This window comes from Sphingomonas sp. LM7 (assembly GCF_002002925.1).
Taxonomy (GTDB): domain Bacteria; phylum Pseudomonadota; class Alphaproteobacteria; order Sphingomonadales; family Sphingomonadaceae; genus Sphingomonas.
The window spans coordinates 2,007,464-2,019,598 of the sequence record NZ_CP019511.1; the positions used below are offsets into that span (position 1 = coordinate 2,007,464).

Annotated in this window: 8 protein-coding genes; 2 read left to right on the plus strand and 6 right to left on the minus strand. The window is 66.1% G+C overall.

The genetic code is table 11. From position 1 onward, the window contains the following. The first annotated feature begins 80 nt into the window (after positions 1–80). Both ychF and BXU08_RS08940 read left to right on the plus strand, forming a co-directional pair. On the plus strand, positions 81–1,181 hold the full coding sequence (gene ychF, locus BXU08_RS08935; protein WP_077509743.1) for a redox-regulated ATPase YchF: 1,101 nt from the start codon (positions 81–83) through the stop codon (positions 1,179–1,181). Between the two features lie 445 nt (positions 1,182–1,626). Next, positions 1,627–3,666 carry an ATP-binding protein gene (locus BXU08_RS08940; RefSeq protein ID WP_171982472.1) on the plus strand — a complete coding sequence of 680 codons (2,040 nt, stop codon included), beginning with the start codon at positions 1,627–1,629 and terminating at the stop codon, positions 3,664–3,666. Here BXU08_RS08940 and BXU08_RS08945 read toward each other — a convergent pair. The 6 genes from BXU08_RS08945 to BXU08_RS08970 all read right to left on the minus strand — a co-directional run bounded on the left by BXU08_RS08945 (position 3,651) and on the right by BXU08_RS08970 (position 12,114). Further along, complete coding sequence (locus tag BXU08_RS08945) at positions 3,651–4,829, minus strand: dipeptidase (protein WP_253190586.1); 1,179 nt, start codon at positions 4,827–4,829, stop codon at positions 3,651–3,653. The genes BXU08_RS08940 and BXU08_RS08945 overlap by 16 nt on opposite strands. A 146-nt stretch (positions 4,830–4,975) precedes the next feature. Beyond that, positions 4,976–6,553: a serine hydrolase gene (locus tag BXU08_RS08950; protein WP_077509745.1), complete on the minus strand. Its 1,578-nt coding sequence runs from the start codon at positions 6,551–6,553 to the stop codon at positions 4,976–4,978. After that, complete coding sequence (locus tag BXU08_RS08955) at positions 6,550–7,680, minus strand: hypothetical protein (RefSeq protein ID WP_077509746.1); 1,131 nt, start codon at positions 7,678–7,680, stop codon at positions 6,550–6,552. The genes BXU08_RS08950 and BXU08_RS08955 overlap by 4 nt, the downstream gene beginning before the upstream one ends. After that, complete coding sequence (locus BXU08_RS08960; protein ID WP_077509747.1) at positions 7,677–8,717, minus strand: DUF1611 domain-containing protein; 1,041 nt, start codon at positions 8,715–8,717, stop codon at positions 7,677–7,679. Before BXU08_RS08960 ends, BXU08_RS08955 begins: the two co-directional genes overlap by 4 nt. 17 nt (positions 8,718–8,734) lie before the next feature. Continuing rightward, the gene (locus tag BXU08_RS08965; protein ID WP_171982473.1) at positions 8,735–10,942 is read right to left on the minus strand and encodes a TonB-dependent receptor; all 2,208 of its coding nucleotides are present in this window, start codon (positions 10,940–10,942) and stop codon (positions 8,735–8,737) included. A 23-nt stretch (positions 10,943–10,965) separates the two neighbouring features. Then, on the minus strand, positions 10,966–12,114 hold the full coding sequence (locus BXU08_RS08970) for a dipeptidase (protein ID WP_077509749.1): 1,149 nt from the start codon (positions 12,112–12,114) through the stop codon (positions 10,966–10,968). Positions 12,115–12,135: the final 21 nt, after the last annotated feature.

Here is a 12,135-nt window from a genome sequence, read left to right on the forward strand (position 1 = left end):
CTGGAAACCGCGCCGCTTTGCGCCTATCGAGCGCGCAACCTGGCCCGATGCGGCCCTTCAGACACAGGATCGAGCTTCCCATGGGTTTTCGCTGCGGCATTGTCGGGCTTCCGAACGTCGGCAAGTCCACGCTCTTCAATGCGTTGACCGAGACTGCCGCGGCGCAGGCGGCGAACTATCCCTTCTGCACGATCGAGCCGAATGTGGGGAACGTCGCGGTGCCCGATCCGCGGCTGGACAAGCTGCAGGAGATCGCCGGCTCGGCCAAGAAGATCGAGACCCAGCTCGGTTTCGTCGACATCGCCGGACTGGTGCGCGGTGCGTCGAAGGGCGAGGGTCTGGGCAACCAGTTCCTCGGCAACATCCGCGAAGTCGATGCAATCGTCCACGTCCTGCGCTGCTTCGAGAATGACGACATCCAGCATGTCGACAACAAGGTCGATCCGATCGCCGATGCCGAGACCGTCGAGACCGAGCTGATGCTCTCCGATCTCGAAAGCCTCGAGAAGCGCGTGCCCAACTATATCAAGAAGGGCCAGCAGGGCGACAAGGAGGCCAAAGTCGCCGCGTCGGTGCTCGGCCAGGCGCTCGAGCTGCTGCGCGAAGGCAAGCCCGCTCGGCTGACCCAGCCCAAGGACGCCGAGGAGGCGCGGGTCTTCGCGCAGGCCCAACTGCTGACCGGCAAGCCCGTCCTCTATGTCTGCAACGTCAACGAGGAAGACGCCGCCAACGGCAATGAACTGTCGGCCAAGGTGTTCGCCAAGGCCAAGGCCGAAGGCGCAGAAGCCGTCGTCGTTTCCGCCGCGATCGAAGCCGATATCGCGACGATGCCGCACGAGGACCGCGGCGAATTCCTCGCCGAGCTGGGGCTCGAGGAGACCGGCCTGGCCCGCGTAATCCGTGCCGGCTACAGCCTGCTCCACCTGCTCACCTTCTTCACTGTCGGTCCGAAGGAGGCACGCGCCTGGACCACGCATGTCGGCGCCAAGGCGCCGCAGGCGGCGGGCGAGATCCACACCGATTTCGAGCGCGGCTTCATCCGCGCCGAGACGATCGCGTTCGACGATTACGTGCAGTTCAAGGGCGAGAGCGGCGCACGCGACAACGGCAAGCTGCGTTCCGAAGGCAAGGAATATGTCGTCCAGGACGGCGACGTGATGCTGTTCCGCTTCAACGTTTGAGCGTCGCGGCGGCCACCTATGTGCCGCCACCCGAATCGCTGGAAGGTGCCCGGCCGGTCGCTAATGGGCCACGGCGTCGCTTGTCCGGAATCGCTTAAGAAACCGGCGAATGAACTCGCCCGGCAGCTACCTCGAAGCGTACGGAGCGCGGCGGGACGAGATTGCATGCCACGTCGCAGAGTCTGAGGAGTTCCGCGCAGACTATTCTGGAAACAAGATTTAGCGGCGTCCATGCAAAGTGCGGCTCTGCACCTGCCGGAACCAAGATCGCCGCTACACATTGGTTTCCCCCGGGCAAACCCTTAGTTAACAAATATTGAATCTCGTTCTTAGCGATCCTGCCCTCGATGTTAACCAGGCTGATCAGCGTGTGAAGCTTATAGATTCCCTCCCGCCGGTACGCCGCGCTCAATTGCGCCGATCCGTTCAGATGCCTCCGCGCTGGTTGACCCTCCTGCTTCCCGCTGCCGCGATATTGGTGTGCGTGGTGATCTGGGGCGTCGCGATCCAGATCGCGCATACGCAGCGCAGCAACCAAGTAACGTCCGCGAGCATCGAAAACCGCAACCGGGCGATCGGCTATGAGCATTTCGTCGGCGTGATCCTCGATCGCGCCGATGCCGCGGCGATGCATCTGGCGATCAGGTATCGCGACCTTGCGCCGGGCGCGGGCCCCTCTCCCCAGCCGTTGATCGACTCGGCGGCGCTGGACCCGTCCTTCGCCGACATCGACATCACCGATGTCCGCGGCCGCGTCCGGTGGTCGAGCCGTCGGGGAAACGAAGCCCGCAGCGTTGCGCAGGACGCAGCGTTTCGGCAGCTCAGCACCGGCCGGCCGCGCGAGCCGCTCGTCATCGCCCCTGCGGAGACGGACGACCTAAAGGACGCCGCGCTGGTCATCGCACGCGCGATCCGCGGGCAGGACGGCAGCTTCGCCGGCATCGTCGCGGTGCGCATCCCGGTCGATCGCCTGACCGTCTTCTATGACGGCGCCGATTTCCGGCCGCACGATCTGATCTCGGTCGTCCGCCTCGACGGGCTGACGCTGGCACGGCGTGAAGGCGCGGTGGTCAGCCATGGCCAGAACCTTGCCGGCAAGCTCGCCATGCAGCGCCAGATGGCCGAACCGAACGGCACCTATATCGGCCCCAGTTCGGTTGATGGCGTGACCCGCATCTTCAGCCAGCGGCGGTTGCCGCGCTACGGGCTGTTCGTCAGTGTCGGGCTCGGCACCGACGATCTACTCGCGCCGTCCTATGCCCGGGCGCGCATCTTCTACGTTACCGTAGGCGCGCTGACGCTGGCGCTGCTGGGAGGCACGCTCGCCTTCTGGCTGGGCCTGCGACGCCGTGAATCGATCATCCGGCGGCTCGCGGCGACCAACGACCGGCTGTCCGAGGCGCAAGCGATCGGCAAGATGGGCGATTGGGAGCTCGATCTGGAGACCCGATTGCTGCTCTGTTCGGACGAAGCATGCCGGATGCACGGCCGTGCGCCCGATGAGGACGTGGTGCCGGCGGACGAAGCGCTGGGTTATCACGACCCCGCCAGCCGGGAGGATATCCAGCGCACGCTCCGCACGGCGATATTGTCGAAACAGCCCGCGCAATGCGAAGTCGTCTCGACGATGGGTGACGGACGGGTTGCGCATCTGCGGATCCGGATGTCGCCGGTGGTCGATCCCGATGGCCGGGTGCGGACCGTGCTGGGCACCGAGCAGGACATTACCACCGAGCGGCGGCATGAGCAGCTTCGCGCCGAAGTCGCCCACATCACGCGGGTCGAGGCAGTCAATGTGATGGCCGCGACGATCGCGCACGAACTGTCGCAGCCGCTCACCGCCGCCAGCAATTATCTCAGCGCCGCGACCTATCTGGCAGAACAGGGCAAGCATTCGCTGATCGAACAGGAGCGGCTCGCAGTGCTGCTGAGCCATGCGAGCCGGCAGATCGGGCTCAGCGGCAAGATCATCTCGCGCGCACGCGACATGGTCTCGGACCGGCGGACCGGCGAGCTGGCGTCGCTCGACGACATCGTCGAGGAAGCCATCGCGCTCAGCAAGGTCGCCGATCCCGCCGTCGCGCGCGCCGCGATCCGCTCGGAACTCGAATCCGATACGGGCCATGTCGCCGCGGACAAGGTGCAGATCCAGCAAGTGCTGCTCAACCTGATCCGCAACGCCGCACAGGCTGTCGCCCATGCCGATCATCCGCAGGTGCTCGTTTCCAGCCGCCGCGAAGAGGCCGGCATGGTAATGGTCAGCGTCGCCGATAACGGCAAGGGCCTGCCCGAGCATGTCGGCGACCTGTTCGCGCCATTCAGCACCACGCGGCGCAATGGCCTGGGCATCGGCCTGTCGATCTGCCGCACGATCGTCGATTCCTATGGCGGCAAGATCTGGAGCGGGACCAGCCCCCTGGGCGGCGCGGCGATCTGCTTCACCTTGCCGCTGGACGAGATCGCGCTGCTCTACGACGTGGCCTGAGCCGCCGCTTCCACGATACGCAGGATGTTTCCGCCCCACATCTTGGCAAGGTCTTCGTTCGAATAGCCCGCCGCGCGTAGCCGCTCGGTGATCTTGGGCAGCGCTGAGATGTCCTCGATCCCCGGCAGTCCGCCGCCGCCGTCCCAGTCTGCGCCGAAGCAGACATGATCGACCCCCGCGACGTCAATGACGTGGAGCACCAACGCCATGTAACGCTCGAAATCGGCCGCCCATAGCGGCTGGGTCTTGTCGAGTGCGCGCCAACGGCGGGCGAGATCGGCCTGCTCAGCCGGCGAGAGCAGATCCATATGCTCGTACTTGCCGAACAGCTCAGCGCGCTCGGGCCCCATGTTCATGTTCGACAGGAAGATCGTGCTGACGCAGATCGCCCCGCCCTTCGCGGCAAGTTTCCGTATGCGGCCGTCATCGAGATTGCGGGGATGGTCGAACGCCGCCCGCCCGCTCGAATGCGAAAGCAGCAGCGGCGTGCGCGACTGCTCGAGCATCTGATCGAACGCGGCGTCGGACGCGTGGCTCGCGTCGATCACCATCCCCAGCCGATTCATCTCCGCTACCCATTTGCGCCCGAGGGGTGAGAGACCGTTCCATTTAGGCCTGTCTCCGGAGGAATCGGCGAACTGGTTGTTGGCGCCATGGACCGGCCCCGCCAGGCGCACGCCGCGCTTGTGGAATTCCGCGAGCAGCGAGAGATCCTCGCCGAGCGGATAGCTGTTCTCCATGCTCTTGAAGGCGATACGCAGGCCGGCGCGATCAAGGTGGCGCGCGTCGGCGGCGGTCAGAGCGGGTCTGATGCGGTTCGGCAACTTGCCAAGCGTCGCATCGATCAGGTCCGATCGCTTGCGCGCAAAGGCGAGCGCATCGGCATAGCCCTTGGGCGTCAGCGGACCCTGATCGGTGTAGATCGCGAAGAAGCCGCCATCGAGCGCGCCGGCCTCCATCCGCTCGAGATCGACCTGGACCAGATCGGTCGCGGAGTCGTGGTAGCCCGCGAAGCTCCAGCCCCGGCGGGCGAAGTGCAGCGGGGTATCGAGGTGAGTGTCGAGGACGAGGAAGTCGCGGTGCGATTTGCGCGGCGGCTCCCCCTGCGTGGTGGCGCAGCCGGCAAGGAGCAGGGCAAGCGTCAGTGCTCCCCTCTCTTTCAGGGAGGGGTCAGGGGTGGGTTTAGCGTCGGATGGGACTCGATGCCCCGTCCGACGCCTCGGGCTTGGCGAAGAGTCTATTGGGCGCGCAGACGCGCGCACCCACCCCCGGCCCCTCCCTGCAAGCAGGGAGGAGAGAACCATGCCGCTCACTTCTTCCCCTCCGCCACCGGACGCAGGTCGAGATCGTGATAGTCGTAGCTGAAGTCGGCGATCGGGCTTTCGGCCTTCATCGATACGCGCGCGACCTTGCCGTCGGCGTCGAGCGCGAAGGTCACGTACGCCGGCTCGATCGCCTTGTCGTCGAAGCGCGTGACGAAGGTGTCGTACTGCCAGTGGACCAGCCTGCCCGCCATGCGCGGAGTTGATTTGAAGTCGATACGCAGTCCGTCGGCGGCGCTGGTAACGGCGACATCGCCATACCAGGGATCGCGATAGGTGCCGGCATAGCGCTCGGGCGACAGCGACGGGCCGATCTTGGCGGGGGCCGCCTTGACGCTCGCCAGCGCAGCCTTTCCGCCGGTTAGCCGCTGCTCCATGAACGCCCCGAAGCGCGCGGGCCAGTCGAGATCGGAAAGCCCCAGATAATGATCGGCGAGCATATGCGCGACGCCGCGCAGCAGCGCGACTTCCTCCGAATTGACGACCACCGCGATGCCGACGTCTTGGTCGGGCAGCAGGATGATATGGGTGATCGACCCGAACACCCCGCCACCGTGCGAGATGATCCGCGCGCCGCGATAATCCTCGACTTCCCAGCCGAGCGCGTAGCTGCTGAACTTGGGCGTGAGCGGGGCGAGACCGCCCGGATAGGGCGTAATCGGTTGGAGTGTCGCGCCCTTCCACATCTCGGCTGCCTGCGCCTCGCTGAACAGCCGTCCGCCCTGCGGCAGCGCGCCATGGCCGAGCTGGATCTTGAGCCATTGCGCGAGATCGTTGGCGCTCAGCGCCAGCCCGCCCGCGGGCATCGCCGCGCGGCCGAGTTCCTCGCGCTCATTGAGCACCGAATTGGGCCCGTCGCCGCGCACCACGCCGCCGATCCGCGCGTGCGGAAATGCCCGGTCGGGTGTCGCCCAGCGCGCCTCATAGGTGGCGGTGGCGTCCGTCATCCCGCCGCGCTTGAGCACTTCCTGGGACATGAACGCTTCCCAGGTCTTGCCGCTGACCTCCTCGATCAGCTGGCCGGCGACCATGTAGAGGATGTTGTCATAGGCGTAGTTGGAGCGGAAGCTGGTCGCCGGCTTGATATAGGCCACGCGCTTGACCGTTTCCTTGCGCGACAGGCTACCGCGCGGAACGAACAGCAGATCCCCTGCCCCGAGCCCGAGCCCGCTGCGATGGACCAGCAGGTCGCGCACGGTGATCTCGCGGGTGACCCAGGGATCGTACATGCGGAACCACGGCATGTGGTCGATGACCTTGTCGTCCCAGCCGAGCTTGCCCTGATCGACGAGGATCGCGATCGCGGTGGCGGTGAATGCCTTGCCGGTCGATCCGGTCTGGAAGATCGTGTCTGGTGTCACCTTGGCCGGATCGCCGAGCTTGCGGAAACCCCAGCCCTTGGCGAGCGTGGTCTTGCCATGCTCGACGATCGCGACGGCGATACCCGGCGCGCCGGTCTGTTTGCGAAGCGCCTCGATCCTGGCCTCGAGCCCGGCGGGCGGATCGGCGAGCGCGGGCGTGGCAAGCGCGAGCAGCGGCAGAGCGAGCAGATGGCGCAGCTTCATGCGGCGATCTCCTTGGGAGCGGCAGGACGCCGCCGGAGCAACCGGGCGAGCCCGATCGTCAGCAGCGGCAGCACGAACACGGCGAGGAAGAGGTAGGCGAGCAGCCGGTAGCCGCTGGCGATCAAGGCGATCAGCCCGACTCGCTCGGCGACGAACATGCAGACCAGCAGCAGCGCGCCGGCAATGAACGCGCGGGAGCGTGCCCCGAGCTCAGCCCCGCGGCGGCGGCGCACCACGCCGGCGACGCGCTCGTTGATCGCATGCACCGCCCCTGCCCCGCTCTCGAGCAACGCGGCGAAGATCATCAGCTGGAACAGCCAATGGAAAACCGGCGCGTTGAGCTGGCGCAGCAGGAAGTCCGACGGAAGCGTCTCGGCGCCGATGCCCGGATAGAAGGCGACCATGCAGACGAAGAACAGGATCGCCGGCGCCATCGCCAGCGGCCCCGCGATCAGCCCGGCGACGACGGCGTCGCGCGTGCTGGTCAGGTGCCGCAGCACCGGCAGGATCACCACCGCGCCGATGATGTTGTAGCTGGCATAGGTCAGCCCGCCCGAGGCCCAGCGGGTCCACGGCGCCGGCGTGGCGAAGCCGGTGGCGATGCGGTCGCCGAAACTCAGCAGGCTGAGGATCAGGAACAGCGCATAGACGCCGTAGAGCAGGAACGAGACGTACTTGAACACGCCCTCCACTGCCGCATTGCCGAGCGAGACGGTGGCGAGAATGCCCCCCGCCAGCAGCAGCGCCCCGACGAAGCTGGGCCAGCCGAACATCGCTGCGCCGATCGCCCCCGCGCTCGCCCCGAACACCGCGAGGATCAGTATGACGAACAGCACGTACGCGATCTCGAATGCGACCCACGCCGGGCCGAGTAGGTCGGCGAAGAAGGCGCGATAGTCGAGCGCACCCGCCAGCCGGGCGTAGGCGAAGGTGGTCGCGGCGATGACGCTCCACAGCAGCATCGCCAGCAGCATGCCCGCAAGCCCGCCCCACGGCCCCGAAGGCAGGAAATACTCGGCCAGCTCGCGCCCGGTGGCGTAGCCGCCGCCGATGATCACGGCCTTCATGGCGAAGCCCGGCAGCAGGAAGCGCTGGAACCAGCTCGATCCTGCCACGGGGATGCTCATGCCAGGCAGCTATCGACCAGGGCGTCGAACGCCGGTCCGCCGCGGACCGGATCGGCGATCGGGAGCCCGAGCCGTTCGCTTTCCCGACGTATCACTTCTTCGGCATCTGCTTCGTCCAAAGCAGAGGTGTTGAAGCTCACTCCGCCGCAGCGGATGTTCGGATTGGTCCGCCGCCCCAATGCGAGGGTAAGGTCGATGATCTCCTCGATCGTCGCGACCTGATAACCCGCGGTGCCGAGCATGTCGGTACGTCCCGGTTCGTGGCACACCACGAACACGTCCGGCTGACTGCCGTGCAGTAGCCCGAGCGACACAGCGGCATAGGCCGGATGCGCCAGCGAACCCTGCCCCTCGATCACGTCCCAATGCTCGGCCGCCGCGTCGGGCGAAAGCAACTCGGCCGCGCCGGCTTCGAAATCGGAGACTACTGCGTCCATCGGCATGCCGCCGCCGGCGATCATGATCCCGGTCTGGCCGGTGGCACGGAAATCGCTGGGGACGCCCCGCTCGGCAAAGGCCCGCGCCAAAGCCAGCGCGGTGTATTTCTTGCCGAGCGCGCAGTCGGTGCCGACGGTGAGCAGCCGCTTGCCACTGCGCTTGCGCCCGGTGGCAACGGGAATATCGGCTGGCGGCACCCGGATGTCGATCAGCCGCCGGCCGAGCAGCGCCGCCGCCTGGCTGAGTTCGGGAATGTCGGCAAGCCGCGTGTGCATCCCCGCGACGATATCGAGCCCCGCCTCAAGCGCCTCGACCAGCGACGCACGCCAGCTCTGCGGGATCACCCCGCCCGCATTGGCGACGCCGATCACCAGCGCCCGCGCGCCCGCCGCATAGGCCTGCGCAGGGGTCATCGGCGGCAATCCCGTGCTGACCGCGGCGCCGGGCAGCGCAAGCTCGCCGACGCATTTCTCGGGAGCCCAGTCGCGCAGGCCCAAAGCCGTCTTGGCGAAGCCGCGCTCGACGGTGTCCCCCAAAAACAGCAGATAGGGCTGCGGCAGGGCAAGCGTGTCGGCCTTCAGGCCGAAAGGGGCGTTCATGATTGCGCCTTCCTAGTTCAGAACGAGAGATCGAAGGCGACGCCGATCGTGCGTGGCTGGAGCGGCGTGATCTGCAGGAAGCTCGGTTCGTTGAGCCCGTTGGTCAGCGTTGAGCGCGACAGTTCGCCGTCGTCGTCGAGCAGGTTGCGCGCATAGGCCCGCAGTTTCCAATGTTCGCCGATGTTGAGGGACGCGTTGAGATCGACCGCGGTATAGGCCGTTGCCCGCGCCGCCAGCGGATCGCTCTCGACCAGCGACAGCCGGCTGCTTGCGTGACGCACGCCGACGCCGAAATCGGCGCTCAGGTCGCCACTCAGCTCGGCATGATAATCGAGCCGCGCCGAGCCGCTGAACTTGGGCACCGCGGGAAGCGCGTCGCCATCGGCGCCGCTGATTTCGGGCACGTCCTCGCTCAGCTTGGCATCGGTATACGAGCCGGTCAGCGCCAGCGTCAGCCCCGATGCCGGGCGGATATACAGCGAGCCCTCGACGCCCTTGCTCACCGCCTTGCCGCCATTGGCCTGGCCCGAGACGCCGCCGAACGCACGCGTCACCTGGATGTCCTTCCAGTCCATGTAGAAGGCGGCGACGTCGATCGTCACCGCGCGTCCGGCCAGATCCGCCTTGAAGCCGACTTCATAGTTGGTGAGCGAGTCCGAATCGACGCTCGGCGGCACATTGGGGACGATCACGTTGGGCCCGCCGGGACGATAGCCGGTGGCGACGCGGCCATAGAGCATCGCGTCGTCGTTCAAGTGGAATTGCGGGCTGACGCTCCAGGTGAACACGTCTTCCTGCGATTCGCCGGGATCGTTCGCCGACGGAACGATCGCGCCTTCGCTGATCTGGCGGAAGGTCTGCTCGTTGCGCGCCCAGCGCACCCCGCCGGTGAGCTCCAACCGCTCGCCGAAGCGCAGCGTCGCGTTACCGAACACCGCATATTCCTTGTAGGTCGCCGGCAGGCCCACCGTCGCCAGCGGATCGAGCGCCGGGATCGCATTGCCCGCCATGTCGTACGAGCGGACGAGCTGTGAATTCGAGCTCTTCTCGTCGGTGTAGAAGCCGCCGACCAGCCATTCGAAGCTGCCGCCGCTCGCCGAGGCCAAGCGGACTTCCTGGGTCCATTTCTTGAGGCCGAGATTGATCTCGAACGGCGTCAGTCCCGGAGCAATCGCGCCGCCGGTGAGCAGCGGGAAAAGCACGCCGAACGAATAGGTCGCATCCTGGAGCTGGGTGGCGTGCGTGGTGCTGTGCGTGGTGGTCGATGTCGCGGTCACCCCGCCGAAATCATAGTCGAGCGTGGCGGCATAATATTGCAGCTCGTTCTTGAAAGATTCGGGAACGTAGTTGTTGTACGATTTTCCGTCGCCCAGCCGCTTGCCGGTGAGGTCGGCGGCGTAGATGCCGTTGCCGTCCGAATCGATGTCCTGGTAGATCGCAGTCAGCCGCGCGCTTAACCGGTCGCTCGCCTGCCACAGCAAAGCGACACGGCCGCCGATCTGCTCGTAATCGTTCTGGTCGTCGAGGCTCGCATTGTTGACGCTGCCGACGAAGCCCGGCGTCTTGCGCCACGCGAAGCTGCCGGTAACGCCGAGCTTGCCCTGGACGAGCGGTGCATTGAACATCGTCTGGCCCGCCCAGCCGAGATCGCCCGCGCCGTTGATCCCGAAGCCCTCGACTCCGCCCTTGACGCTGAACGTCGATGTGCTGGGGGTAACGGTGACGTACTTCAGCAGCCCGCCGATCGAGCTGGCGCCATACAGCGTGCCCTGCGGCCCGCGCAGCACTTCGACGCGCTCGATGTCGTAGGGCAGCAAGTCGAGCGAGAATTGCCCGCCGCGATTGTAGATCGCGCTCGACCCTACCGGCGCATCGTCGAGATAGATGCCGACGGTCTGGCTCGCGGTAAGCGGCGCGACGCCGCGCAGGGTGATCGTGGTCTGGCCGGGCGTGCCGGTGGTGGTGACCTGGAGGCCGGGGACATAGCCGGCATAGTCGGTAAGCGAGGCGGCGCCCTGCTGCTGCATCGCCTCGCCGCTGACGACGCTGATCGAGACCGGCACGTCCTGGAGGTTCTGTTCGCGCTTCTGCGCAGTGACGACGATCTCGTCGCCGTGCGCGGCAGAGGGCTGATCCTCCTGCGCCGCTGCGGGCATTGCCGCGAGCGCCATGGCGGCGGTGGTAATGGCGAGCGATACGCGAACCGATGGTGCAAAACGCTTCATGTTGCTTCCCCTGAAAAGCGAGATCATCCGCCCCATGTCGCGGCGAGCAGTCGGCGGAAGTTTCCGCCGAGGATCGCCGCGATATTGTCGTTGGAATAGTTGCGTCGGATCAGTTCCTCGGTGAGATCGTAGATCTTCCGGGGATGGTCGTAGCCGTCGGTGTCGACCTTCTCGCGGAAGGCGTAGCTCGCCTTGTATGCCGCCCTGAGCTGGGCATACATTTCAGGCGGCATGTCCTCATAGCCGTTGAGATCGGCGTCGGAGCCGATGCCGACATGGTCGATCCCGACCAGCTTCACGACATGATCGATATGGTCGACGATGTGCGACACCGCGGTCGGCTCCTTGCCCGCGACGAACATCCGCACCCCGGTGATCCCCATCACCCCGTCCTTCGCCGCGAGCGCCTTGATTGCCTCGTCGGTCTTGAGCCGGGGATGGTTCACCAGCGCGCGGCAATTGCTGTGGGTGATCGCGATCGGCTTGGGCGAGAGCGCGATCGCGTCGAGCGTGGTGCGATCGCCGCAATGCGAAACATCGACCAGCATGCCGACTTCGTTCATCGCCGCGATGACCTGCGCGCCGAAATCGGTGACTCCGCCATCGACGCGTTCGGTCGATCCCGAGCCGAGCAGATTCTGGGTGTTGTAGGTGAGCTGCGAGCAGCGCTGACCGATCTGGTGAAACAGCTTGACGTCCGTGATGGTGCGGAAATGCTCGCTGTTCTGCAGACCGAGGATGATGGCGATCTTGCCGTCCTTCTTGGCGCGATCGAGGTCGGCGGCCTTGTCGACGATCGTGAACAGGTGCGAGGCTCGCCCGACATAGCCCTGAGTCAGCGCGAGAAAGGTCAGCGTGTCCTCGCGCGCGGTGGGCCCCATGATGCCGATCGAATGGTGAAAGCCGGTGATCCCGCAGGCGCGGAAATCGGCCTCGTCCTGCGCAGTCATCGGCGCGCCGTAGAATTGCGGGCGATCGTCGATCTTGAGCACTTCGAGCATGTCGATGACGAGCGACGTGCGGACCAGATCGATTGCGCGGCGCGAATAGGTGACGGGCGAAGCAGCGGACAGCCGGAACTGGCCGGTATTGACCATCGGGAATCCCGTGGCCGCGACGGCAGCCGCCCCGCCGAGCATCTGGCGACGCGAGACGATGGGCAATGATTGCATTGCCGCACTCCCTGTGTTTCT

What these genes read in the sequence shown, in the direction of transcription:
- ychF (WP_077509743.1), top strand. Translation starts at nt 81, where the DNA reads ATGGGTTTTCGCTGCGGCATTGTCGGGCTTCCGAACGTCGGCAAGTCC.
- BXU08_RS08950 (WP_077509745.1), bottom strand. Translation starts at nt 6,553, where the DNA reads ATGAAGCTGCGCCATCTGCTCGCTCTGCCGCTGCTCGCGCTTGCCACG.
- BXU08_RS08955 (WP_077509746.1), bottom strand. Translation starts at nt 7,680, where the DNA reads ATGAGCATCCCCGTGGCAGGATCGAGCTGGTTCCAGCGCTTCCTGCTG.
- BXU08_RS08960 (WP_077509747.1), bottom strand. Translation starts at nt 8,717, where the DNA reads ATGAACGCCCCTTTCGGCCTGAAGGCCGACACGCTTGCCCTGCCGCAG.
- BXU08_RS08965 (WP_171982473.1), bottom strand. Translation starts at nt 10,942, where the DNA reads ATGAAGCGTTTTGCACCATCGGTTCGCGTATCGCTCGCCATTACCACC.
- BXU08_RS08970 (WP_077509749.1), bottom strand. Translation starts at nt 12,114, where the DNA reads ATGCAATCATTGCCCATCGTCTCGCGTCGCCAGATGCTCGGCGGGGCG.